The 24581-nt window shown below is 71.0% G+C and carries 24 protein-coding genes; 17 read left to right on the top strand and 7 right to left on the bottom strand.

The features are described 5' to 3' along the window. Positions 1 to 4 precede the first annotated feature (4 nt). Together murQ and ACF06X_RS18300 are read right to left on the bottom strand one after the other, a co-directional pair. Complete coding sequence (gene murQ, locus ACF06X_RS18305; protein ID WP_392288277.1) at positions 5 to 925, bottom strand: N-acetylmuramic acid 6-phosphate etherase; 921 nt, start codon at positions 923 to 925, stop codon at positions 5 to 7. Positions 926 to 969: 44 nt separating this feature from the next. After that, a complete protein-coding gene (locus ACF06X_RS18300; RefSeq protein ID WP_392288276.1) occupies positions 970 to 1941 on the bottom strand; it encodes a MurR/RpiR family transcriptional regulator in 972 nt (323 codons plus the stop codon). Positions 1942 to 2041: 100 nt separating this feature from the next. Between ACF06X_RS18300 and ACF06X_RS18295 the strand changes: the two genes are divergently transcribed. Both ACF06X_RS18295 and ACF06X_RS18290 read left to right on the top strand, forming a co-directional pair. After that, on the top strand, positions 2042 to 2398 hold the full coding sequence (locus ACF06X_RS18295; protein ID WP_392288275.1) for a hypothetical protein: 357 nt from the start codon (positions 2042 to 2044) through the stop codon (positions 2396 to 2398). Positions 2399 to 2411: 13 nt separating this feature from the next. After that, positions 2412 to 2693 carry a DUF4031 domain-containing protein gene (locus ACF06X_RS18290; protein WP_392288274.1) on the top strand — a complete coding sequence of 94 codons (282 nt, stop codon included), beginning with the start codon at positions 2412 to 2414 and terminating at the stop codon, positions 2691 to 2693. A 60-nt stretch (positions 2694 to 2753) separates the two neighbouring features. Here the strand turns inward: ACF06X_RS18290 and ACF06X_RS18285 are convergent, their stop codons facing one another. The 3 genes from ACF06X_RS18285 to ACF06X_RS18275 are packed head-to-tail and all read right to left on the bottom strand — an operon-like array spanning position 2754 to position 5263. Continuing rightward, a complete protein-coding gene (locus tag ACF06X_RS18285; RefSeq protein WP_392288273.1) occupies positions 2754 to 3542 on the bottom strand; it encodes an ABC transporter permease in 789 nt (262 codons plus the stop codon). After that, positions 3539 to 4543 carry an ATP-binding cassette domain-containing protein gene (locus ACF06X_RS18280; protein ID WP_392288272.1) on the bottom strand — a complete coding sequence of 335 codons (1005 nt, stop codon included), beginning with the start codon at positions 4541 to 4543 and terminating at the stop codon, positions 3539 to 3541. The genes ACF06X_RS18285 and ACF06X_RS18280 overlap by 4 nt, the downstream gene beginning before the upstream one ends. A 54-nt stretch (positions 4544 to 4597) precedes the next feature. Further along, positions 4598 to 5263, bottom strand: coding sequence for a DUF4097 family beta strand repeat-containing protein (locus ACF06X_RS18275; RefSeq protein WP_392288271.1), 666 nt, complete (start codon positions 5261 to 5263; stop codon positions 4598 to 4600). 245 nt (positions 5264 to 5508) lie between these two features. Between ACF06X_RS18275 and ACF06X_RS18270 the strand changes: the two genes are divergently transcribed. Next, positions 5509 to 6276 (top strand): helix-turn-helix domain-containing protein, encoded by a 768-nt coding sequence (locus ACF06X_RS18270; RefSeq protein ID WP_392288270.1) that lies wholly within the window; start codon positions 5509 to 5511, stop codon positions 6274 to 6276. Between the two features lie 45 nt (positions 6277 to 6321). Here ACF06X_RS18270 and ACF06X_RS18265 read toward each other — a convergent pair whose 3' ends face one another. Next, positions 6322 to 7563, bottom strand: coding sequence for a Cmx/CmrA family chloramphenicol efflux MFS transporter (locus ACF06X_RS18265; protein WP_392288441.1), 1242 nt, complete (start codon positions 7561 to 7563; stop codon positions 6322 to 6324). 216 nt (positions 7564 to 7779) lie between these two features. Then, the gene (locus ACF06X_RS18260) at positions 7780 to 8514 is read right to left on the bottom strand and encodes a hypothetical protein (protein WP_392288269.1); all 735 of its coding nucleotides are present in this window, start codon (positions 8512 to 8514) and stop codon (positions 7780 to 7782) included. A 142-nt stretch (positions 8515 to 8656) separates the two neighbouring features. On the opposite strand from ACF06X_RS18260, the gene ACF06X_RS18255 reads away from it, so the two are divergent. The 14 genes from ACF06X_RS18255 to ACF06X_RS18190 all read left to right on the top strand — a co-directional run bounded on the left by ACF06X_RS18255 (position 8657) and on the right by ACF06X_RS18190 (position 24544). Further along, entirely contained in the window at positions 8657 to 10102 is a 1446-nt protein-coding gene (locus tag ACF06X_RS18255; RefSeq protein ID WP_392288268.1) for an MFS transporter, read from the top strand. Between the two features lie 96 nt (positions 10103 to 10198). After that, a complete protein-coding gene (locus tag ACF06X_RS18250) occupies positions 10199 to 11380 on the top strand; it encodes a trans-sulfuration enzyme family protein (RefSeq protein WP_392288267.1) in 1182 nt (393 codons plus the stop codon). A gap of 167 nt (positions 11381 to 11547) precedes the next feature. Further along, positions 11548 to 12063 (top strand): MaoC family dehydratase, encoded by a 516-nt coding sequence (locus ACF06X_RS18245; RefSeq protein ID WP_392288266.1) that lies wholly within the window; start codon positions 11548 to 11550, stop codon positions 12061 to 12063. Between the two features lie 56 nt (positions 12064 to 12119). Continuing rightward, positions 12120 to 12971, top strand: a complete 852-nt coding sequence (locus ACF06X_RS18240) for a class I SAM-dependent methyltransferase (protein ID WP_392288265.1) — start codon at positions 12120 to 12122, stop codon at positions 12969 to 12971. A 118-nt stretch (positions 12972 to 13089) separates the two neighbouring features. Further along, positions 13090 to 14139, top strand: coding sequence for a class I SAM-dependent methyltransferase (locus tag ACF06X_RS18235; RefSeq protein ID WP_392288264.1), 1050 nt, complete (start codon positions 13090 to 13092; stop codon positions 14137 to 14139). Between the two features lie 24 nt (positions 14140 to 14163). Beyond that, entirely contained in the window at positions 14164 to 15057 is an 894-nt protein-coding gene (locus tag ACF06X_RS18230) for a diiron oxygenase (protein WP_392288263.1), read from the top strand. Positions 15058 to 15105: 48 nt separating this feature from the next. Then, the gene (locus ACF06X_RS18225; protein WP_392288262.1) at positions 15106 to 15993 is read left to right on the top strand and encodes a hypothetical protein; all 888 of its coding nucleotides are present in this window, start codon (positions 15106 to 15108) and stop codon (positions 15991 to 15993) included. Between the two features lies 1 nt (position 15994). Then, entirely contained in the window at positions 15995 to 16453 is a 459-nt protein-coding gene (gene acpS, locus ACF06X_RS18220) for a holo-ACP synthase (RefSeq protein ID WP_392288261.1), read from the top strand. A gap of 11 nt (positions 16454 to 16464) precedes the next feature. Then, positions 16465 to 16722, top strand: a complete 258-nt coding sequence (locus tag ACF06X_RS18215) for an acyl carrier protein (protein WP_392288260.1) — start codon at positions 16465 to 16467, stop codon at positions 16720 to 16722. Next, positions 16719 to 17930, top strand: coding sequence for a methionine adenosyltransferase (metK, locus tag ACF06X_RS18210; protein ID WP_392288259.1), 1212 nt, complete (start codon positions 16719 to 16721; stop codon positions 17928 to 17930). Before ACF06X_RS18215 ends, metK begins: the two co-directional genes overlap by 4 nt. A gap of 4 nt (positions 17931 to 17934) precedes the next feature. Then, positions 17935 to 18918 (top strand): carbohydrate kinase family protein, encoded by a 984-nt coding sequence (locus tag ACF06X_RS18205; RefSeq protein ID WP_392288258.1) that lies wholly within the window; start codon positions 17935 to 17937, stop codon positions 18916 to 18918. A gap of 24 nt (positions 18919 to 18942) precedes the next feature. Next, positions 18943 to 22404: a methionine synthase gene (gene metH / locus ACF06X_RS18200; protein WP_392288257.1), complete on the top strand. Its 3462-nt coding sequence runs from the start codon at positions 18943 to 18945 to the stop codon at positions 22402 to 22404. 56 nt (positions 22405 to 22460) lie between these two features. Continuing rightward, positions 22461 to 23879 carry an adenosylhomocysteinase gene (gene ahcY, locus ACF06X_RS18195; protein WP_392288256.1) on the top strand — a complete coding sequence of 473 codons (1419 nt, stop codon included), beginning with the start codon at positions 22461 to 22463 and terminating at the stop codon, positions 23877 to 23879. Then, entirely contained in the window at positions 23879 to 24544 is a 666-nt protein-coding gene (locus tag ACF06X_RS18190) for a maleylpyruvate isomerase family mycothiol-dependent enzyme (protein WP_392288255.1), read from the top strand. The genes ahcY and ACF06X_RS18190 overlap by 1 nt, the downstream gene beginning before the upstream one ends. Positions 24545 to 24581: the final 37 nt, after the last annotated feature.

Raw genomic sequence — 24581 nt, 5'->3', positions numbered from 1 at the left:
CGGGTCAGGGTGTGAGTGCGGCGCGGAGGTGGCCGCGGGTGGTGGTGAGGCGGGCTGCCGCCGTCTTGGCGTCGATGTCGGCGAGGATCATCAGGATCGCCGTCTTCACCTCGCCGTCCGCCTCGGCCAGCGCGGCCTCGATCCGCTCGTCCGGCGCGTCGGTGGCGAGGGCGACGATCCGCCTCGACCTGGCCTGGAGCTTCTCGTTGGAGGCGCGGACGTCGACCATGAGGTTTCCGTACGTCTTGCCGAGCCGGATCATCGTGATCGTGGAGATCATGTTGAGGACGAGCTTCTGGGCGGTGCCCGCCTTCAACCGGGTGGAGCCGGTGAGGAGTTCGGGACCTGTGACGACCTCGATGCCGTGTTCGGCGGCGGCCGCCAGCGCGCTGCCGGCGTTGCAGGACAGGCCGATGGTCAACGCCCCGGCCACCCGGGCGTGTTCGACCGCGCCGACGGCATACGGGGTACGGCCGGAGGCGGAGACGCCGACCACCGTGTCGTCGGGGGTCAGGCCGAGCGCGTCCAGGTCCTCGGCCGCGAGCGCGCGCGAGTCCTCGGCGCCCTCGACCGCCTCGACCATCGCCGCGGGCCCGCCCGCGATCAGGCCGACGACCTGGCTCGGGTCGGTGTTGAAGGTGGGCGGGCACTCGCTCGCGTCGAGGACGCCGAGCCGGCCGGCCGTGCCCGCGCCGGCGTAGACGAGGCGGCCGCCCCGCCCCATCCGTACGGCGGCGGCGTCGATCGCTGCGGCGATCCGCGGCAGCTGCGCGGCGACGGCGGTCGGGACGGTCCGGTCCTCCTCGTTCATGGTGCGGGCGATGTCGAGCGTCGGGAGCTGGTCGATCCGCGCGAGCTCGGGGCGGAACGCCTCGGTGGTGAGGGTGGCCAGTTGCGCCTGGAGCTGGGAGTACGTAGAGGACACGTGCGGCTCTTTCGGTGCTTCGTCGGCGTCGTCGTCGACGGTGATCAGCGGGTGCGGGGGGAGTGGCGGTGGGCGAGGGCTTCGTACGAGGCCGCGAGGGCCGGCGCCGCCGTCTCGTACGTACGCTGTGTGACGCACGTGAACAGGCAGTCCACGACGAGGAGTTGGCTGGTACGGGACGACATGGCGGCGGGGCGCAGTTCGCTCTCGCGGGCGGTCGAGGTGGTGAGGATGTGGTCGGCGTACTGCGTCACCGGCCCGTCCGGGCGGCCGGTGATCGCGACCGTGGTCGCGCCGTGGTCGAAGGCGACGCGCAGGGGTTCTATGACGTCGCCGGTCGAGCCGGAGTGGGTGATGGCGATGGCGACGTCGCCGGAGCGGAGCTGCACGGCGTTGGTGACGGCGAGGTGCGGGTCGCTGTGCGCGTGCGCGAGCAGGCCGATGCGGAGCAGTTTCTGGCCGAGGTCCTGGGCGACGAGGCCGGAGGCGCCGACACCGTAGATGTCGATGCGGCGGGCGCCCGCGAGGGCGGCGACGGCGGCACCGAGCTGGACGGTGTCGAGTCCGGCGGCGGTGTCGGCGAGGGTCTGCTGCTCGTCGTAGGCGAGCTTGGCGACGACGTCGGCCACGGGGTCGTCCACGGCGATGTCGGCGGTGACGGACGGGGCGCGGCCGGACTGCTGCTGGGCGGCGAGGCCGGCGAGGGCGAGGCGCAGGTCGCGGTAGCCGGGGTAGCCGAGGAGGCGGGCGGTGCGGACGACGGTGGCCTCGCTGGTGCCGGTGAGCTCGGCGAGCCCGGTGACGGTGAGGGCGGCGCAGCCGGCCGGATCGCCGGCGACGGCTTCGGCGACGCGCTGCATGGAGCGGGTCATGGACGGCGCGAGGGTACGGACCTTGGCGGCGAGGGCGGCGGGCGCGGGCGGGGCCTCACCCCCAGAGGCTGGTGTGGGGCCGGAGCCGGACCCGGCGGTCCGGCCGGCCGGGGGTCTGAAACTTTCCTTCACGTTATTGGTCACATGTGAAAGCTATTTTCGGGCACCGGGTGCGTCAAGACCCCGGGCGCCCGGATGCGGAACACCTTCGCCGCCCCCAGGCTTGTCGGGTGACAATGAGCTCATGGACGACATCGACCCCCTGGAACAGGCGCTGCACGCCGCCCGCGCGCTCGTCCTCGCCGATCTGGCGGCGCGGGACGTGGCCGCCGCGGAGGTCGTCTCGATGGTCGAGGAGGCGGTCACGCACCGGCGCTGGTGGGTCGAGCAGTGGCCCGAGGGCATCTCGTACGTCGCCGGTCTCGTGGCCCAGGACGTGCAGGACGCGCTCCTGGAGCGCTACGGCCGCTGGCCGCTCTGTCCCGTCTGTTCCTCGGGCGACCCGCACGCCCTGGACGTCGAGCCCGAACTCGGTCCGGACCCGCACTGGGTCTGCGGCAAGGCGGGCGTGGTCGTCGCCCCGGTCGGGGGCCTGAAGTGACGGGGGCCGCGCGGTGACTCTCTACATCGACCCGCCGACCTGGGCCGGCCACGGCCGCATGTGGTCGCACCTGGTCAGCGACGTCTCCCACGAGGAGCTCCACGCCTTCGCCGCCTCGATCGGGGCCCCGCCGCGCGCTTTCGAGCGCGACCACTACGACATCCCGTCGGAGCGGTACGCCGACGCGGTGGCGGCGGGCGCGGTCGAGGTCGGCTCCAAGGAACTCGTCCGGCGGATCACGGAGGCGGGCCTGCGACGTCCGAAGGGGCGGCCCGCGCCGGATCCTTCCGGCTGACCGCCCCGCGCCGGACCCTTCCGGCTGACCGCCCGCGCCGGGTCCGTCCGGCTGACGCGCCTACTTGGGGTCGCGATCGAACTGTGCCTTCGACCAGAAGTAGCCGAGGACGGTGAGGCCCAGGCACCACGCGATGCTGATCCAGCCGTTGCTGCCGATCTCGGTGCCGAGGAGGAGTCCGCGGAGCGTCTCGATGGCGGGGGTGAAGGGCTGGTACTGCGCGATCGGCTGGAACCAGCCGGGCATGGCGTCCAGCGGGACGAAGGCGCTGGAGATGAGCGGCAGGAGGATCAGCGGCATGGCGTTGTTGCTGGCGGCTTCCGCGTTGGGGCTGCCCATGCCCATGCCGACCGCGATCCAGGTGAACGCCAGGGCGACCAGCGCGAGCAATCCGAACGCCGCGAGCCATTCCAGGATGGTCGCGTCGGTGGAGCGGAAGCCGATGGCCGCGGCGACGGCGCCGACGAGGGCCACGCTCATGATCGCCTGCAGGACGCTGCCGACGACGTGCCCGAAGAGCACCGACCCGCGGTGGATCGCCATGGTGCGGAAGCGGGCGATGATGCCCTCGTTCATGTCGGTGGAGACCGACACGGCGGTGCCGACCACGGTCGAGCCGATGGTCATCAACAGGATGCCGGGGACGATGTAGGCGATGTACGCGGAGCGGCCTCCGCCGCCGCTGATGCCGGCGCTCATCGCGTCGCCGAAGATGTAGACGAAGAGCAGCAGCAGCATGACGGGCGTGAGCAGCAGATTGAGCGTCAGGGACGGGTAGCGGCGCGCGTGGAGCAGGTTGCGGCGCAGCATGGTGGACGAGTCACGGACGGCGAGGGAGAGAGCACTCATCGGACAGCCTCCTTCGGCTGGGTGGGCTGGGCGGGCTGGGCCTGGGCGGGCCGGCTGGGCTGAGTGGGCACGGTGGTGGGGCCGGTCAGGGCGAAGAAGACGTCGTCGAGGTCGGGGGTGTGGACGGTCAGTTCGTCCGCCTCGATGCCGGCGGAGTCCAGCCGGTCGAGGATGGAGCGCAGTTCACGCTGGCTGCCGTCGCTGGGGATCTGCAGCGCGAGCGCCTCGTCGTCCCGGGTGACGTCGCGGAGCGCGGTGGTGGCGTTCTGGTACGAGGCCGGGTCGGCGAACCGGAGCCGTACATGTCCTCCGGGGATGAGCCGCTTCAGCTCGTCGGCGGTGCCCTCGGCGGCGATCCTGCCGTCGTTGAGCACGGCGATGCGGTCGGCGAGCTGGTCGGCCTCCTCCAGGTACTGGGTGGTGAGGAAGACGGTGACGCCGCCGGTGACCAGTTCGCGGATGATGCCCCACATGTTGTGGCGGGAGCGGGGGTCGAGGCCGGTGGTGGGCTCGTCGAGGAAGATGATCCTGGGGCCCCCGACCAGGGTCATCGCGATGTCGAGGCGGCGCTTCATGCCACCGGAGTAGCTCTGGGCCGGCTTCTTGGCGGCCTCCACCAGGTCGAAGCGTTCGAGGAGTTCGGCGGCGACCCGCCGTCCCTCGCGGCGCGACAGGTGGTGCAGGTCGGCCATGAGGAGCATGTTCTCCTCGCCGGTGATCAGTCCGTCGACGGCGGAGAACTGGCCGGTGACACCGATCGCGGCCCGGACCGCCTGCGGGTCGGTGGCGAGGTCGTGGCCGCCGACGCGGATCTCGCCGGAGGCGGGGTCGGGGGTGATGAGGGTGGAGAGGATCTTGACGGCGGTGGTCTTGCCGGCGCCGTTCGGGCCGAGCAGGGAGAAGACCGTTCCTTGGGGGACGGTCAGGTCGACGCCGTCGAGGACGGTCTTGTCGCCGTAGGACTTGCGCAGCCCGTTCGCGGCGATGGCGGGGGTGGTCATGAGGGGTGCTCCTCGGGGGATGCGGGTCGGAGGCCGTGGGGCAGGGGCCGTGGGTCAGAGGCTGCGGGCGGTGATGTCGCCGTGGGAGGTGGTGGCGCGGATGTCGAGTCCGTGCGTGCCGTCGTTCTTGAGGGCGTTGTCGACGCGGCCGTAGTCGGTACCGGCGTCGAGAGCGGCGGAGACGCCGGCGGCGGCGTTGACCGCGATGTCGCCGGACTGGGTGCGCAGGTCGACCGTGCCGCGCACGGCCTCGGCGATCCGGATGTCGCCCCGTGCGGTGCTGATCTGGGCGGGGCCGTTCAGGCGGCCGACCTCGACGTCGCCGTCGAGCGCGGTGAGGTGGACGCTCGCGGCCTCGTCGATCTTGATGTGGCGGTACGCGCCGTCGAAGGCGACGTCGCCGAGCCGCCCGACGGCCCGGAATTCGGCGGCGGCCGCCTTCCCGTCGACGCGGGAGCCGGCGGGCAGCTGGACGGTCACCTCGAGGGATCCGGAGGCGCCGAGGATCCGGTTCTTCGCCGGCGGGGTCTCGATGCGCAGGACGCCGTCGCTGTAGGTGACCTCGGTCTGCTCAGCCGTCTTCACGTCGCGGCTCTTCGAGGCGTCGGCGGGCAGGACCTCGACGGTGGTGTCGGCCCGGTCGGCGGCGATGAACCGGATGCGTCCGGCGGGGATGTGGAGGACGGCGGAGACGGGGGCGGGGGTGGCGAACTTCTGCATCGTGCTGCTCCTTCTCGTGGGGCGGGCTCGCTGTCGGCCCGCCGTTTCCGACAAGAGAAACGCTACGTTGCGTTCAAGGATCGAGCAACAGTTTCGTTGCGAGGAATGGCCATCATTGCAGGTCAGCCATGCGATTTCATTGCAATGGGCTGAGATTTAACGCAACGGCGGAGGGTTCGAGCGTTGCAATGAAATGAGAGTGAACGCTATAGTGGGGTCACCACGGACCATGTAAGGAGACCGCGATGCCGGGCGGCAGACTCACTCAGCAGGAACGCCAGCAGATCGCGCTGGGACTGGCCGACGGCCTCGCCTACGCGGAGATCGCCAGACGCCTCGACCGTCCGACCTCGACGATCACACGCGAGGTCATGCGCAACGGCGGCCCCACCGCCTACCGCGCCGACCTCGCCCACCGCGCCACCGAGCACCGCGCCCACCGTCGCAGGCAGACCGCGCCCCGAGGCGCGCAGGCGCCCGCGCAGGCCCACGGGCGGGACGCCGAGGCCGTCCGCGCGTACGAGGAGACGTTCACGACCGTCCTGATGGCCTCGGGCATGCCGAAGATGATGTCCCGGGTGATGGCCTGCCTCACCCTCACCGACACCGGCAGTCTCACCGCTTCCGAACTCGTCCAGCACCTCCAGGTCAGCCCCGCGTCCATCTCCAAAGCGGTCACGTTCCTGGAGAGCCAGAGTTTCGTCCGCCGGGAACGCGACGAACGCCGTCGCGAGCGCTACGTCGTCGACGACGACGTCTGGTACCAGTCGATGATGGCCAGCGCCCGGTCCACCGCCCAGGTCGTCGAAACCGCACGTCAGGGCGTCGGCGTCCTCGGCGCCGGCACCCCGGCCGGGGCCCGCCTCGAGAACGTCGCCCGTTTCCTCGACTTCGTCACCGAGAGCATCACCCGCGCGGCGGAGCAGGCCCGCGAGGTCCTCCACACGAAACCCGAAACGGAAGCCGAAACGACCCCGGTCGGCAGCGCCGAGCCGGGGTCAGAGGGCCCCTAGGGGGCGATCGAGCGGGGAGGGGGTGGTCAGCGGATCGCGCGTTGGTCAGCGGATCGCCGCGTCGTCCGTCGTCCTGTCCGCGGCGTGCTCGTCGGGGCCTGTGCCTGTGGCCGTCCCCCTGGCCACCACGTGGCCCCGGGACGTGCGCACGTTCAGGCGGAGGGAGAGGGCGACCGTCGCCAGGGCGACCACGGTCATCGCCGCTCCCGCCCAGGCCGTCGCCGCGAAGCCGAAGTCGGCGTCGATGACCGTGCCGCCGAGCCAGGGGCCCGCGGTGTTGCCGAGGTTGAACGCGGCCGTGGTCGTGGCGCCCGCGAGGGTCGGGGCGGCGCCGGCCACGTTGAACATCCGGGCGTTGAGCGCGGGGGCCGTGTAGAAGGCCGAGACGCCGAGGAGGAAGGAGAGGGCGACCACGGCGACCGGGCTGGAGGCGAAGAGGGCCAGGGCGACCAGGAAGACGGTCGAGGCCGTGACGCCGCTGAGCAGCACGCCGAAGATGTGGGCGTCGGCGACCCGGCCGCCGATCGTCGTACCGATCAGGGCGCCGATGCCGAAGAGGCCGAGGATCGCGGAGACCCAGCGGGTGTCGATCCCGGCGACGTCGGTGATCACCGGCGCCAGGTACGAGAAGGCGCAGAAGACGCCGCCCGCCGCGAGAGCGGTGATCGCGACCGAGAGCAGCACCTGGCGGTCGCGGTAGATCACCAGCTCCCGCTTGAGGCGGGGCCTCTCGTCGGGCAGGGGGAGGTGGGGGATGCGGGTGACCACGCCGACGAGCGCGATCGCGGAGGCCGCGCCGACCGCCCAGAAGGCGGAACGCCAGCCGAGGTGCTCGCCGAGGAAGGCGCCCGCCGGGACGCCGAGGACGTTGGCGATGGAGAGGCCGCCGATCATGACGGCCATCGCACGCGCGCGGGAGCCCACGGGGACCATGGCGATGGCGACGGCGGCGCCGACGGCCCAGAAGCCGGCGCAGGCGAGCGCGCTCACGACGCGGGAGGCGAAGAGGATCCCGTAGTTCGGCGCGAGCGCTCCGGCGACCTGGCCCAGGCCGAAGACGGTGATCAGGGTGATCAGGGTCGTCTTGCGGGGGAGCCGCAGGGTCGCGACCGCGAGCAGGGGGGCTCCGACGACCATGCCGATGGCGAAGGCGGAGATGAGCAGGCCGGCGCGGGGGATGGAGACGTTCATGTCGTCGGCGATGGGCGGCAGCAGGCCGGACAGCATGAATTCGCTCGTGCCGAGCGCGAAGACGGAGAGGCCGAGGATGTAGACGGCCAGGGGCATGCGGGTCCGGCCTGGTGCGGTCGGGGTGGGTGTGGTGCGGCCGGGTGCGGTCGGGCTGGGCGTGGTGCGGGCAGGCGTGGGGCGCTCGGGTGACGTCGACGGCATGACATGCGTCAACGGGGTGTTTGTGCCTGACATTCCTCCGCGGACGGAGTGTCTTGGCATGTGGACCGGTTCGTAGGGTCCGCCGCTGAGCTCACCCGCTCACCTCCGCCTTCACCCGCTCAGATCCGCCAGCTCCCGTTCCAGGTTCTCGCGTGCCCGGGCCTCCCAGTGTTCCGTGCCGTACGGCGTGCGGAACAGGCGGGGCAGGGCGAGGAGTTGGCGCAGGATCGCCGCCCGGCCCTCGCGGAAGGCGTCGTCCGGGACGAAGCCGTACTCCTCGCGGACCGCCGCCGTATACCCCGTATAGGTATCCGGGTCGCTCGCGAGGATCGCGAGGTCGGCGTCGCAGAGGATCTCGCCGTTGCGGTCGCCCGGTGCGGGGTCGTGGGTGATCGTCAGGCGGACGAGGCGGGCCACCTCCGCCACCTCGCGCTCGGCCAGGCCGGCCTCCGTCAGGGCCTTCTCGGCCAGGGCCGCCGAGCGTTCCTCGTTCTCGGAGCGGTCCGGGCGGTAGACCGCGTCGTGGAACCAGGCACCCAGCCGGACCAGCTCCCACTCGCCGCTCGGCTCCGACCGGCCGCTCGGCCCCAAGTCGCCACCCTGTGAAGCCAGTTCGTCGATGCGGTCGAGGACCGCCCGCAGGTGGTCGACCGTGTGGTACCTGCGCTGCGGCTCGGCCCAGCGGGTGAGCAGGTTCCGGCCGTACGGGGCGGGGTCCGGCCCCTCGCGGCCGGCGCGGGCGGCGAGCAGGGTCGACGTCCAGCGCCGGAGCAGCTCCCGCTCCCGCTCCCCCTCCCCCTGCCCGTCCTGCCCGTGGTCGTGGTCGTGGTCCCCGGTGGTGGTCATGGGGGCATTCTGCCGCCCGCCGCCCGGAGCGCCCCCTTCCGGGGCCGTCCTCATCTCACCCTTACATACCCCCTACGGGTATGCTACGGTGCTGCGCGTAGGTACCCCCTAGGGGTATGTGGCCGCGAGAAGGAGCAGGGCAATGTCAACCGTCAACCCCCGGCGCTGGTGGGCACTTGCTGTGCTTGCCGCCGCCCAGTTCATGGTCATCATGGACACCTCGATCATCGGGGTCGCGCTCCCCGAGATGCAGAAGGACCTCGGCTTCACGCAGAGCGAGCTCTCGTGGATCTTCAACGCCTACGTCATCGTCTTCGGCGGTCTCCTGCTCCTCGGCGGCCGCCTCTCCGACCTCGTCGGAGCCCGCAAGATCTTCGTCTCCGGCTGGGCGATCATGATCGCCGGCTCGGTCGTCGCCGCCGCCGCGCAGACCGCCTGGGTCGAGATCGTCGGCCGCGCCGTGCAGGGCGTCGGCGGTGCGCTGATCGCGCCCTCCGCCATGACCCTGCTGATGATGCTCTTCATGCACGACCCGAAGGAGCTCGGCAAGGCGATGGCGCTCTACGGCGCCGCCGCCCCCGCCGGCGGAACCGCGGGCGTCTTCCTCGGCGGTGTCTTCACCGAGTGGATGAGCTGGCAGTGGGTCTTCATCATCTACATCCCGATCGGCCTCGCCACCCTGGCCGCGACCAAGCTGCTCCCGGCCGTCGAGGCCCGCCGCGGCTCCGTCGACATCCTCGGCGCCGTCGCCGTCACCGCCGGTCTCGCGCTCGCCGTCTTCGCCGTGGTCCGGGCCCCCGAGGTCGGCTGGGGCGCCACCGCCACGATCCTGGAGCTGGCCGGCGCCGCCGCCCTTCTCATCCTCTTCTTCGTGATCCAGAAGTCGATCCGCGAGCCGCTCATGCCGCTCAGCGTGTGGCGGGTCCCGCGCCTCGGCTCGGCCAACCTGGCCATGACGCTGCTCGGCGCCGCCTGGATCCCGATGTGGTACTTCCTCAACCTCTACCTCCAGCAGGTCCTCGGCTACGGAGCCTTCGCCTCCGGCGCCGCCCTGCTCCCGATGACCGTCCTGCTGATGATCTTCATGACGGCCATCACCGCCCGCCTCATGGGCAAGTTCGGCGCCAAGCCGCTGATCGCCGGCGGTCTGCTGGTCCTCGCGGCCGGTCTGGTCTGGCTGGCGGCCGTCCCGCCGACCGGCACCTTCCTGGTCGACGTCCTGCCCGCCTCGCTGGTCGCCGCGCTCGGCATGTCCCTCGCCTACATCCCGGCGATGATCGCCGCCATGTCCGGCGCCCCGCAGGAGCAGGCCGGTCTCGCCTCCGGCATCGTCAACACCACCTATAACGTCGGTTCCGCCCTTGGCCTGGCCGCGCTGACCGCGCTCGCCATGTCGCAGGGAGCCGACCAGCTGGGCAACCTGCCCGCCCTCACCGACGGTTTCTCCGCCGCCTTCGTCGGCGCCGCGATCGTCGCCGCCGCCGGCGGTGTCATCACGCTCCTCGTCATGAAGAGCGACAAGGCCCTCGCGGCCAACGCCGGTTCGCCCGCCGTCTCCGCCCCGCAGGGCGAGAAGGCCGCTGTGTGAGTCGCCCCGCCCAGGGGCCGCCCGATGTCCGCCCCGGACATCGGGCGGCCCCTTTTCCATGCACGCGAAGTCATGCCCGCATCCAGGAGGACACAGATGGACATCCGCACTCGGGCCGTTCACGTCGTCGACGAGACGCCCCCGCCCGCCGGCCGGCCCCTCTCCGTCCCGCTCGTGCAGTCCTCGGCGTTCGCCTTCGACTCGGCCGACGGGCTCGCCGAGGCGATGGCGGGACCGGACGGCCCGTACGTCTACAGCAGGCGCGGCAATCCCACCGTACGAGCGCTGGAGAAGACCCTCGCCGGTCTGGAGGGCGGGGCGTCCGCGCTCGCGTTCGCCTCGGGCATGGGGGCGATCAGCGGCGTCCTGCTCGCCCTGCTGCGGCCCGGTGACCGGGTGGTGGCGCAGCGGTGCCTGTACGGGGGGACGTACGCGGTCCTCTCCGACCTGTCCGAGCGGTACGGGATCCAGGTCGTGTACGTCTCCGGTGACGACCCGGCCGAGTTCGAAATGGCTGCCGGCCGGAGCGCGCGTACTCGCCTTCTGGTCCTGGAGACCATCGCCAACCCCACCGGCCAGGTGCCGGACCTGCCCGGGCTGCTGGGCGCGGCCCGCCGGCTCGGGGTCACGAGCGTCGTCGACAACTCGCTCGCCTCGCCCGTCCTCTGCCGTCCGCTGGAGCTGGGCGCCGACATCGTCGTGCACTCCACCACCAAGTACCTCGCCGGCCACTCCGACGTCCTGGGCGGCGCCGCCGTCTTCGCCGACGACGGGCTGCGGCAGGCGGTGTGGCCCCGGACGGTCGAACTGGGCGCCTGCGCCGACCCGTTCGCGGCCTGGCTGACCCTCCGCGGGATCGCGACGCTGCCGCTGCGGATGCGTGAGCACTGTGCCGGCGCGGCCGTGCTCGCCGAACGGCTCGCGGCCCGCCCGGACGTGACGGCCGTCCACTACCCGTGGCTCGCGGGCCACCCCTCGTACCCCCTCGCGCGCAAGGTTCTGTCGGGGGGCGGCGGACTGCTCTCCTTCGAGCTGGCGGGCGGGCGGGAGGCCGGGCGGGCCTTCATCGAGCGTGTACGGGTCGCGAAGCTCGCGCTCTCCCTCGGCGGGGTCGAGACCCTCGTGACCCATCCGGCGTCCACCTCCCACCGGGAACTGGGTGCCGACGCGCTGGCGGCGGCCGGCATCGCCGCGGGTCTGGTGCGCATGTCGGTCGGCATAGAGGCGGTCGACGACCTGTGGAGCGACATCGAGCAGGCCCTCGACCGCGCCGCCTGACCACCACCGCCCCGCCCAGCCCCCTCCAGCCCCCTCCAGCCCCCTCCAGCTCCCTCCAGCCCCGTCCAGCCCCCTCCTCTCTTCTTTTGGGTTGACAAAATAAATGAGTCATTCGTAGATTGGGAGCTGCCAGGAAACGACCACTCCTAGGTCAAGGGGGGCGCGCCATGCGCTACTTCGAGGACTTCCGGCCCGGCGATGTCCACGAGCTGGGCACCGTCACCGTCACGACGGAGGAGGTGCTGGAGTTCGGCCGGCGCTACGACCCGCAGCCCTTCCACACCGACCGGGAACTCGCCGAGCGCTCGTCGTTCGGCGGACTGATCGCCAGCGGCTTCCACACGCAGGCGATGTTCATGCGCCGCTATGTGGACGGACTGCTCGCCTACAGCGCCTGCATGGGCTCGCCCGGCATCGACGAGGTCCGCTATCTGCGGCCCGTGCGGCCGGGGGACGTCCTCACCGCCCGCGTGGAGATCCTGGGCGCCACCCCGTCGCCGTTCAATCCCGCCACCGGCACCGTCAAACCGCGGTGCACGCTCGTGGCCGCCGACGGGACGGCCGTGTTCAGCATGATCCTGCACAGCATCTTCCGGCGCCGTCCCGCCGGATCCGAGGCCGAGCATCTGTCGTCGATGCCCGCGGCCGAGGACCCCGTCGCCTGTGCACGGGTCATGGTCTGAGCACGGCCGTCCGCATTTCTTCCCATCTCCTCCCACCAAGTGAAGGGGGACCTCCTGTGGAGGCCGTATCCCGCACCGCCCAGTGGACCGCCGCCGCGCGCGCCCTGGAGACCGAGCGCGAGGACCGGCTGTTCGCCGATCCCTACGCGCGCACCGTCGCCGACACGATCGGCTTCGAGCTGCTCGAGCGTTACGCCGGGGCCGGCACCGTGCCGTTCCTCGCCATCCGCACCACCTACCTGGACCGGGCGATCGTCAAGGCGGTGGAGGAGCGGGGCATCCGCCAGGTCGTCTTCCTCGCCGCCGGCATGGACACCCGCTTCTTCCGCCTCCCGTGGCCCGACGGCGTCACCGTCTACGAGCTGGACCGCCCGGCCCTCCTGGAGGCCAAGGCGAAGATGCTCAGCGACGAGCCCGCCCCCGCGGGACGCACCCGGATCACCGTCCCGGTCGACCTGACCCAGGACTGGACCGGCCCTCTGAAGGAGGCCGGCTGGAAGAGCGACGAACCCGTCCTGTGGGTGGTCGAGGGCCTGCTGTTCTTCCTGCCCGAGCAGGCCGTACGGACCCTCATGTCGACGCTCTCCGCGCACGCCGCGCCCGGCTCCGTCCTGCTCGGCGACGTCATCTCCCGGGCCGCCCTGGAGAACCCGCTCTCCCGCCCCTTCCTCAACGCCCTGCGGGAGGACGGCAACCCGTGGCTCTTCGGCACCGAGGAGCCCGAGGCGCTGCTCGCCGCCTGCGGATGGGACGTACGGGAGGTCAAGCAGCCCGGTGAGGACGGCGCCGACTTCGACCGGTGGCCCTACCCGGTCCCGCCGCGCTCCGTCCCGCGCGTGCCGCGCTCCTTCCTGTTCACCTGCGAGGTGCCGACCGCCCCCGGCGCGGCCGCGGACACGGCCGCGTGAGCCCCGCGATCCGCCGGGCCCGCCCCGCGATCCAGCGCGCCCCGGGCGACCGCGGTGCCCGGGACGCCCGGGACGCAAGGGGCGCGAGCGTCCCCCCGATCCGAGAGGAGATACCCGCATGAGCACCAGCGCCCACGACTTCCACCAGAAGGTCATCACCGACGCCGGTGCGGCCGTCCGCGGCCTGACCGTCGCCCTCGGCGAGCGGCTCGGGCTCTACAAGTGCCTCGCCGAGCACGGCCCGCTCACCGCCGCCCAGCTCGCGGAGCGCACCGGCACGAACGAGCGGTACATCGAGGAGTGGCTGCACGCCCAGCTCTCCGCCGGCTACGTCGAGCGCCACCCGAGCGCCGCCACCTACACGCTGCCGGCCGACCACGTCGCCGTCCTCGCCGACCCGAAGGCCGTCACCTTCGCCGCCGGGTTCTTCACCGCCCTCAAGGCGCTGTACGCCACCGAGGACCTGCTCGTCGAGGCGTACCGCACCGGCGACGGCGTCGGCTGGGCCGAGCACGACGCGGCCCTCGACACCGGCATGGGCTCCTTCTTCCAGCCCACGTACGAGCACAAGCTCGTCCCGGACTGGCTGCCCGCCCTCCACGAGGTCACCGACAAGCTCGCCGCCGGCGGCACCGTCGCCGACGTCGGCTGCGGCGTCGGCCACACCACGCTGCTGATCGCCAAGGCGTTCCCCCAGGCCACCGTCCACGGCTTCGACTACTCCGAAGAGGCCATCTCCATCGCCCGGCAGCTCGCCGAGGAGGCCGGCCTGTCCGACCGGGTCGTCTTCGAGGTCGCCTCCGCCGACGACTACCCCGGCACCGGCTACGACCTGGTCTGCTTCTTCAACGCCCTGCACGACATGGGTGACCCGGTCGCCGCCGCCCAGCACGTCCACAAGTCCCTGGACGCGGACGGCACCTGGATGCTCGTCGAGTCGAACGTCTCGCCCGCCGACATCGACACCAACACCCCGGCCGCCCGGATGTTCATGGCCCTGTCCGCCGTGATGTGCCTGCCCGTCGCGGTCGCGCAGCGCGGCCCGCACGCGCTCGGCAACCACTCCGGCGAGAAGGCCTTCCGCGCCATCGCCGAGGAGGCCGGCTTCACCCGCTGGCGCCGCGCCACCGAGACCCCGGTCAACGCGGTCTACGAAGTCCGGCCGTAACCACCCGTCACGAGGAGCGAGATCATGGGCGTCACCGCCCCCCTGCCCGTCACCGACCGGTTCATGGAAGTCCTGGAGCGGCTCAGCTCCCGGTCCATCGAGGAGTACTACAACCCGTACCAGCAGTTCGACTGGCCCGAGAAACTGGAGGAGAAGCAGCTCTGGATGACCCCCGAACTGCTCACCGTGTACGGCACCCCGTACTACGACGAGCTGGGCGAGGAAACCATTCAGCGCCTCTCCAAGTGGGAGAGCGTCAACTTCTACAGCCTCAACGTGCACGGCATCCGCGAGCTCCTCATCGAGGTCGTCGGCCGCATCCACATGCCCGGCTTCGAGGTTCCCTCGGACTTCTTCCACCACTTCATCGGTGAGGAGAACGAGCACATGTGGTTCTTCGCCGAGTTCTGCCGCCGCTACGGCAACAAGATCTACGGCTCCACCGCGATGCGCGCCGACTCCGCCTGGGAGCCGGAGGTCGAGAACTTCCTGGTCTTCGCCCGCATCCTCTTCTTCGAGGAGCTGGTCGACCACTACAACATGCGGATGGCGCAGGACGACTCCCTGTGCCACACCATCCGCGAGGTCAACCGCATCCACCACCAGGACGAGTCCCGCCACATCGCCTTCGGCCGCGAACTCGTCTCGCTGCTCTTCACCCGGATGCGGGAGGCCGTCCCCGCCGAGCGGGTCGCCGAAGTGGAGGCGTACCTCAAGCGGTACGTCGTCTACAGCGTCAACTCCCTCTACAACCCGCACGTCTACCGCGACGCCGGCATCGCCGACCCGCTCGGCCTGCGCAACGCGCTGGTCGCCGACGAGCGCCGCCGCCCCCACGAGCGCAAGGCGATCCGCAAGCCGCTCGCCTTCTTCCTGAAGACCGGGATCTTCTCCGACGACACCCTGCCCGTCGTCTGAGCGTCGACGCGTCGCAGGAGGACCGCCCACCCGAGAGGTGAAGAGACCATGACCGTGACGACCCCCGCGAACGCCGGGGAGACGAGGGGCCTGCCGTCCCTCGGACCCGAGGCGACCGCCCTGCTGCGGCTCCTCGACGACACCTTCGAGAGCTGGGGAGTGGCCGCGGGCGCCCGCCCGATGACCATGCCCCCGCTCCTGCCGGCCGCCGACCTGGCGCGGCTCGACTACTACGACAACTTCCCCCACCAGGCCGTCGTCGCCGCCCCGCTCGACCTGGAGCGCCGCGAGACGCACACCTTCTGTTCCGACACCGGCTGCTTTCCGTGCGACGCGCTCGAACCCGCCGCGCTCGGACTGCCCTCGGCGTCCTGCTACGCCGTCTACCTCGACCACCAGGGCCGAGAGGTCGCCGACGACACCCTGGTGACCGTCTGCTCCTGGTGTTTCCGCAAGGAGACCCACTACGAAGGCATGCGGCGCCAACTCGGCTTCCGTATGCGGGAGATCGTCGCCATCGGCGCGCGTGAACACGCCGAGACGCACCTGGCCGACTTCACCGCCCGCGTGGAGTCCTTCGCCGCGGCGCTGGACCTGCCGCTGCGCAGGGAGGCCGCCTGCGATCCGTTCTTCGACAAGGGCGGCTCCAAGGCGGTGCTGCAGCGCCTCACCCCGGTGAAGTACGAGTTCCTCTACGAGGATCTGGCGATCGGCTCCGTCAACACGCACCGCAACTTCTTCGGTGAGCGCTGCGACATCACGCTCGCCTCCACCGGAGGCCCCGCCTTCACCAGCTGTGTCGCCTTCGGCCTGGAGCGCTGGCTGTCCGCGCTGACCCGGCGCCACGGCGGCTGGGAGGCGGCCACGCGGGCGGTCCTCGACGCGAACGCCCGCACGCGGGCCGACGTGAGCGTGGCGGCAGGGCCGGTGATCTGACGTGCCGGCCCGACCCGTCGCCCCGCCGGCGGGCGGCCTGGGCTGGGCGAATCTCGGCATGGACATCGTGTCCGTCAACCGTGTCCGCCGACTCCTCGCCGAGTACGGCGAGACGTTCTTCGAGCGGATGCTCACCCCCGGCGAACTCGCCGACTGCCGCACCTCCTCCGGGCTCGACGTGCTGAGCCTGTGCGGGCGGATCGCGGCCAAGGAGGCGGCCTTCAAGACCCTGCGGGTCAGGGGCAGGTTCCTGCCCTGGCCGGACATCGTCGTACGGCGCTCCGAAGGCGGCTGGCCGCTGGTGGAGCTGCACCGGTCTGCCGCCGAGATGGCCGCCGAGTCCGGCATCACCGAGATCACCGTGTCCATCAGCCACGACGTGGACTACGCGGTCGCGGTGGCCGCCCCGATCATCGTCGCGCCCCCCACCCCTTCCGTACCCAGCGTAGACAGCAACTAAGGAGAGCAACCATGGCCGACGGCCTGCAGCAGGTGAAGAGCTGGATCCTCGACCGTCACCCGGAGCGCGACGACATCGCGCCCGACCTCGACCTGATCGAGAACCGGCTCATCGACTCGCTGTCCTTCGTCGAGTTCGTCTTCCTGCTGGAGCAGGAGAGCGGGCAGTCCATCCAGATGGAGACCCTGGAGGTCGACGCCATCCGGACCCTCGCCGCGATCGACACCCACTTCTTCGCGAAGACGCGGGCGGAGGTGGGCCAGGCATGAGCAGCCGCCGCCTGTTCACGTCGGAGTCGGTGACCGAGGGCCACCCCGACAAGATCGCCGACCGGATCAGCGACACCGTCCTCGACGCGCTGCTCGCCGAGGACCCGAACGCGCGGGTGGCGGTGGAGACCCTCCTCACCACGGGCCTGGTGCACGTGGCCGGCGAGGTCACCACCACCGCGTACGCCCCGATAGCGAAGCTGGTGCGGGAGGCGATCCTCGACATCGGCTACGACTCCTCCACCAAGGGGTTCGACGGTGCCTCCTGCGGGGTGTCGGTGTCCATCGGCGCGCAGTCCCCGGACATCGCGCAGGGTGTGGACACGGCGTACGAGAGCCGCGTCGAGGGCGGTGCCGACATCCTCGACGCGCAGGGCGCCGGCGACCAGGGCCTGATGTTCGGCTACGCCTGCGACGACACGGCCGAGCTGATGCCGCTGCCGATCGCGCTCGCCCACCGGCTCTCGCGCCGGCTGACCGAGGTCCGCAAGAACGGGACCGTGCCCTATCTGCGGCCGGACGGGAAGACCCAGGTCACCATCGAGTACGACGGCGACCGCGCGGTCCGTCTCGACACGGTGGTGGTGTCCTCGCAGCACGCCTCGGACATCAGCGTCGAGGGCCTGCTGACGCCCGACATCCGGGAGTTCGTCGTCGAGGCCGAGCTGAAGGCGCTCGCCGAGGAGGGCGTCAACCTGGAGTCCGACGGCTACCGGCTGCTCGTCAACCCGACCGGCCGCTTCGAGGTCGGCGGCCCGATGGGCGACGCCGGGCTCACCGGCCGCAAGATCATCATCGATACGTACGGCGGCATGGCCCGCCACGGCGGCGGTGCCTTCTCCGGCAAGGACCCGTCCAAGGTGGACCGCAGCGCCGCCTACGCGATGCGGTGGGTGGCGAAGAACGTCGTCGCGGCCGGCCTCGCGCGGCGGTGCGAGGTGCAGGTGGCGTACGCGATCGGCAAGGCGGAGCCGGTCGGCCTGTTCGTGGAGACCTTCGGCACGGGCACCCTCTCCGACGAGGCCATCCAGGACGCCGTCAGCCGGGTCTTCGACCTGCGGCCGGCCGCGATCATCCGCGACCTGGACCTCAAGCGGCCCATCTACGCGCAGACCTCGGCGTACGGCCACTTCGGCCGCGAGCTCCCGGACTTCACCTGGGAGCGCACGGACCGCGTGGACGCCCTGAAGAAGGCAGCGGGGGTTTAGGAAAATGCGTATCGCTGTCACGGGATCCATCGCGACCGACCATCTGATGACCTTCCCCGGCTGGTTCACCGAGCAGCTGCTCGCGGACCGGCTGGACCGGGTCTCCCTGTCGTTCCTCGCCGACAACCTGGAGGTCAGGCGCGGCGGAGTGGCAGCGAACATCGCCTTCGGGCTCGGCGTACTCGGGCTGCGCCCGGTCCTCGTGGGCGCGGTCGGCTCCGACTTCGAGCCGTACCGGATCTGGCTGAAGGACCACGGTGTGGACACCGACTCGGTGCGGGTCAGCGAGTCGCTCCACACCGCCCGGTTCGTCTGTACCACCGACCGGGCGCAGAACCAGATCGCCACCTTCTACGCCGGAGCGATGTCGGAGGCCCGCGAGATCGACCTGCGGGACGTCGCCGCCCGGGCCGGCCGTCTGGATCTGGTCCTGGTCTCCCCGGACGACCCCGAGGCCATGCTCCGGCACACCCGCACCTGCCGCGAGCTCGGGATCCCGTTCGCCGCCGACCCCTCGCAGCAGCTGGCGCGGCTCGGCAGGGACGAGGTGCGGGAGCTGGTGGACGGCGCGCGCCGGCTGTTCACCAACGAGTACGAGGCGGCCCTGCTCGTCGAGCGGTCCGGGTGGTCGGAGGCGGAGCTCCTGCGCCGCGTCGGCTCCTGGGTCACCACGCACGGCGCGGCGGGCGTCCGGATCCACGGCGAGGGCCGCGAGCCGCTGGCGGTGCCGGCGGTGGAGGTCGCGGGGGTCGTCGACCCGACGGGTGTCGGCGACGCGTTCCGGGCCGGGTTCCTCGCCGGGACGGCGTGGGGAGTGCCGGAGCGGTGCGCGGCCCAGCTGGGCTGCGCGGTGGCCGCGACCGTCCTCGACTACGTGGGGACGCAGGAGTACCGCCTGCACCGGGACCCGCTGCTTGACCGGATCAGGACGACGTACGGGGTCGGGTGCACGGCCTCGCTGGTGACCCATCTGAGGGGACTGTCATGAGGGAACTGTCATGAGGGGGCTCACATGAGGCGTTCACTGCGCGAGGAGTTCGCCACCCGGGTCGTGGTGGCCGACGGGGCGATGGGCACGATGCTCCAGGCCGCCGACCCGTCGATGGACGACTTCCAGAACCTTGAGGGCTGCAACGAGATCCTGAACCTGACACGGCCGGACATCGTCGCCTCCGTCCACGACGCCTACTTCTCCGTCGGCGTGGACTGCGTCGAGACCAACACCTTCGGCGCGAACCTGGTGGCGCTGGCCGAGTACGGCATCGAGAACCAGGTGTACGAGCTGTCCGAGGCCGGCGCCCGGATCGCCCGTACCACCGCCGACGCCCACACGGCCGCCGACGGCCGCCCGCGCTGGGTCCTCGGCTCCATGGGTCCGGGTACGAAGCTGCCGACGCTCGGCCACATCACGTACGAGCCGCTGCGGGAGGCGTACCGGCAGAACGCCGAGGGACTGATCCGCGGCGGCGCGGACGCCCTGCTGATCGAGACCTCGCAGGACCTGCTGCAGACGAAGGCGGCCGTCGTCGGCGCCCGCCGGGCCCTGGAGTGGTGCGGGCTCGATCTGCCGCTGATCGTCCAGGTGACGGTGGAGACCACCGGCACGATGCTGCTGGGGTCCGAGATCGGGGCGGCGCTGACCGCCCTGGAGCCGCTGGGCATCGACATGATCGGCCTGAACTGCGCCACCGGCCCGGCCGAGATGGCCGAGCACCTGCGGTATCTGTCGAAGCACGCCCGTATCCCGCTCTCCGTCATGCCGAACGCCGGGCTGCCCGTGCTCGGCAAGGACGGGGCGCACTATCCGCTCTCGCCGGCCGAACTGGCCGACGCCCAGGAGCGTTTCGTACGGGAGTACGGCCCGGCGCTCGTCGGGGGCTGTTGCGGTACCACCCCGGAGCACCTGCGGGCGATCGTGGAACGGGTCCGGGGCGCGGCGGTACCGGCACGCACCCCGGTGGCGGAGCCGGGAGCTTCCTCGCTGTACTCGCATGTGCCGTTCCGGCAGGACACGGCGTATTTGGCGATCGGGGAGCGGACGAACGCCAACGGTTCGAAGAAGTTCCGTGAGGCGATGCTGGAGGGCCGCTGGGACGACTGTGTGGAGATGGCGCGCGACCAGATCCGTGAGGGCGCGCACATGCTGGATCTGTGCGTGGACTATGTGGGGCGTGACGGTGTCGCGGACATGGCGGAGCTGGCGGGCCGTTTCGCGACTGCCTCGACGCTGCCGATCGTGCTGGACTCCACCGAGGTCGAGGTATTGCGGGCCGGTCTGGAGAAGCTCGGCGGCCGGGCGGTCATCAACTCCGTCAACTACGAGGACGGAGACGGGCTGGAGTCCCGGTTCGCGAAGGTCACGGCGCTCGCGAAGGAGCACGGGGCGGCGCTGATGGCCCTGACGATCGACGAGGAGGGCCAGGCCAGGACGGTCGAGGCGAAGGTCGCGATCGCCGAGCGGATCATCGCCGATCTGACGGGAAAGTGGGGGATCAGGGAGTCGGACATCCTGATCGACACGCTCACCTTCACGATCTGCACCGGGCAGGAGGAGTCCCGCAAGGACGGGCTCCACACCATCGGGGCGATCCGCGAGCTCAAGCGCCGCCACCCGGACGTGCAGACGACGCTTGGCCTGTCGAACATCTCCTTCGGTCTCAACCCGGCCGCGCGGATCGTCCTGAACTCGGTCTTCCTCGACGAGTGCGTGAAGGCGGGCCTGGACTCGGCGATCGTGCACGCGAGCAAGATCCTTCCGATCGCCCGCCTGGAGCCGGAGCAGGTCGAGGTGGCCCTCGATCTCATCTACGACCGGCGGCGGGAGGGCTACGACCCGTTGCAGCGGCTCCTCGAACTCTTCGAGGGCGCTACGGCGAAGTCCCTGAAGGCCGGCAAGGCGCAGGAGTTGCTCGCGCTGCCGCTGGAGGAGCGGCTGCGGGCGCGGATCGTGGACGGGGAGAAGAACGGTCTGGAGGCCGACCTCGACGAGGCCCTGGCCGAGCGTCCGGCTCTGCAGATCGTCAACGACACGCTGCTGGAGGGCATGAAGACGGTCGGGGAGCTGTTCGGCTCCGGTCAGATGCAGCTGCCGTTCGTGCTCCAGTCCGCCGAGGTCATGAAGACCGCCGTGGCCTACCTGGAGCCGCACATGGAGAAGACCGACGACGACGGCAAGGGCACGATCGTGCTCGCCACCGTCCGGGGCGATGTCCACGACATCGGGAAGAACCTCGTCGACATCATTCTCTCCAACAACGGCTACAACGTCGTGAACCTGGGCATCAAGCAGCCGGTCTCCGCGATCCTGGAAGCGGCCGAGGAGCACCGGGCCGATGTGATCGGCATGTCCGGTCTGCTGGTCAAGTCCACGGTGATCATGAAGGAGAACCTGGAAGAGCTCAACGGCCGCGGTCTCGCCGGCCGCTTCCCCGTCATCCTCGGCGGCGCCGCCCTGACCAGAGCCTACGTCGAACAGGATCTCCACGAGATCTATCAGGGCGAGGTCCGCTACGCCCGGGACGCCTTCGAGGGCCTGCGCCTCATGGACGCCCTGATGGGAATCAAGCGCGGGGTGCCCGGAGCCGTACTCCCCGAGCTGAAACAGCGCCGAGTACCGAAACGCGACACCGCGGCCGTACTGGAAGTACGCGAGCCGGAGCCCGCCGGCCGCTCGGACGTGGCAGCGGACAACCTCGTACCGGAACCGCCGTTCCTCGGCACGCGTGTCACGAAGGGTATCCAGCTGAAGGAGTATGCGTCCTGGCTGGATGAGACGGCGCTGTTCAAGGGGCAGTGGGGTCTGAAGGACGCGGCCACGATCGAGGCGGAGGGCAGGCCTCGGCTGCGGGGTCTGCTGGAGCGGCTCCAGACCGGCCGCCTTCTGGAGGCGGCCGTGGTCCACGGCTACTTCCCGTGCGTCTCCAAGGGTGACGATCTGATCGTCCTGGACGAGGACGGCGGCGAGCGGACCCGTTTCTCCTTCCCCCGCCAGCAGCGGGGCCGCCGCCTGTGTCTGGCCGACTTCTTCCGCCCGGAGGACTCCGGAGAGGTCGACGTCCTCGCCCTGCAGGTCGTCACGGTCGGCTCCCGGATCGGCGAGGAGACCGCGAAGCTCTTCGCCGCCGACCACTACCGCGACTACCTCGAACTCCATGGCCTGTCCGTGCAGTTGGCCGAAGCACTGGCCGAGTACTGGCACGCACGGGTACGCGCCGAGTGGGGCATCGCGGGCGCCATGGAACCGGCCGGCATCGAGGGAATGCTCCGCACCGAATACCAGGGCTGCCGGTACTCCCTCGGCTACCCCGCCTGCCCCGACCTCGAAGACCGCGCGAAGATCGCCGACCTGCTACGGCCCGAACGCATCGGGGTCCAGCTGTCGGAGGAGTACCAGCTCCACCCCGAGCAGTCCACGGACGCGATCGTCGTCCACCACCCCGAGGCCAGCTACTTCAACGCCGGCGGGCGCAGGTGAGCGACCGGCGTCGCCCGGACACCGATACCGATCTGACGATTCAAGGAGCTTCACCCATGCCTGACGTTCCCCTCGACGGTTTCACGGACTTCAAGGTCGCGGACATCTCGCTGGCGGAGTTCGGCCGCAAGGAGATCACGCTGGCCGAGCACGAAATGCCCGGCCTGATGTCGATCCGCCGCGAGTACGCCGCCACCCAGCCGCTGGCCGGCGCGCGGATCACCGGCTCCCTGCACATGACCGTGCAGACGGCCGTCCTGATCGAGACCCTGGTCGCCCTCGGCGCCCAGGTCCGCTGGGTGTCCTGCAACATCTACTCCACCCAGGACCACGCCGCCGCCGCCATCGCCGCCGCGGGCATCCCCGTCTTCGCCTGGAAAGGCGAAACCCTCGACGAGTACTGGTGGTGCACCGAACAAGCCCTGACCTGGCCCGACGCCCCCGGCCCCAACATGATCCTCGACGACGGCGGCGACGCCACCCTCCTCGTCCACAAGGGCGTCGAATACCAGAAGGCAGGCGCCGTCCCCGACCCGGCGACGGCCGACAACGACGAACTGCGGGTGGTGCTGGAGCTGTTGGGCCGATCGACCCTGGACTGGACGGCGATGGCCGCCGACATCCGCGGCGTCACCGAAGAGACCACCACCGGCGTCCACCGCCTCTACGAAATGCACCGCGAAGGCCGCCTCCTCTTCCCCGCCATCAACGTCAACGACGCCGTCACCAAGTCCAAGTTCGACAACAAATACGGCTGCCGCCACTCCCTGATCGACGGCATCAACCGCGCCACCGACGTCCTCATCGGCGGCAAGACCGCCGTCGTCTTCGGCTACGGCGACGTCGGCAAGGGCTGCGCGGAGTCGCTGCGCGGCCAGGGCGCCCGCGTCATCATCACGGAGATCGACCCGATCTGCGCGCTGCAGGCGGCGATGGACGGCTACCAGGTCGCCACCCTCGACGATGTTGTCGAGACGGCCGACATCTTCATCACCACGACCGGTAACAAGGACATCATCATGGCGTCGGACATCGCCAGGATGAAGCACCAGGCCATCGTGGGGAACATCGGCCACTTCGACAACGAGATCGACATGGCCGGCCTCGCCCAGATCCCCGGCATCGTCAAGGACGAGGTCAAGCCGCAGGTCCACACCTGGACCTTCCCGGACGGCAAGGTGATCATCGTGCTGTCCGAGGGCCGCCTGCTCAACCTGGGCAACGCCACCGGCCACCCCTCGTTCGTGATGTCGAACTCGTTCGCGGACCAGACGCTGGCCCAGATCGAGCTGTTCACCAAGCCCGAGCAGTACCCGACCGACGTCTACGTCCTGCCCAAGCACCTCGACGAGAAGGTCGCCCGCCTCCACCTCGACGCACTCGGCGTGAAGCTGACGACCCTGCGCCCCGAGCAGGCCGCCTACATCGGCGTCCCCGTCGAAGGCCCGTACAAGCCGGACCACTACCGCTACTGATGTGTACCGCCGACGCGCGTGATCCGTGGCTGCCCGACCGGCTGCTGCGGACGGAACGTGACGCGCTGATGCCGCTGCTGCGCCGCACGCCGGAGACTTCCTTCGAGCTGCGGACCGCGTGCCCGGGGTGGACGGCGCGCCAGGTGCTCGCCCACTGCGCGGCGGCCCTCGTCAGGATCGTCGAGGGCCGCCTGGAGGAAGGCGTCTTCCTGCCGGAGGCGAACGCGGCCGATGTCGCCGAGCGCGAGTCCTGGCCGCTCGGCCGGATCCTCGACGAGCTGGAGCGCGGCTTCTCGGAGGCCGGTCCGGCGATCGCGGAGCGGACCGACGGGACGCTGGACGCGGTGGCGCTGGGCGAGTGGGTGCACGCCGGGGACGTACGGGAGGCCTTCGGCGAACCGGGGGCGTACTGCGGCGCGAGCCTGGAGCTCGCGCTGCCGCTCCTGTCGGTCACCAGCCGCAGGCGCGAGACGCCGGCCCTGGTCGGCTTCCTGCCGGACCGCCCCGCTCCCGTGAGCCTGGGCAACCCCGTGGACGGCCGCCCGCCGGCCCGCTACCACGGCGACGCGGCGACCTTGATCCGTATCTACTCCGGCCGCCCGCTGGTGCGTACCCGCTACGAGCTGACGGGCGCGACGGAGCAGGAACTTCTCATCTACCGCTGAGGGCGGCGGCCCCGGCCGGGGCCCCGGGGCCGCCGCA

The organism is Streptomyces sp. NPDC015346 (assembly GCF_043078785.1).
In the GTDB taxonomy this organism is placed as follows: domain Bacteria; phylum Actinomycetota; class Actinomycetes; order Streptomycetales; family Streptomycetaceae; genus Streptomyces.
Note: the sequence above shows the minus strand (reverse complement) of the source record. Positions and strands in the feature narration are given on the sequence as shown.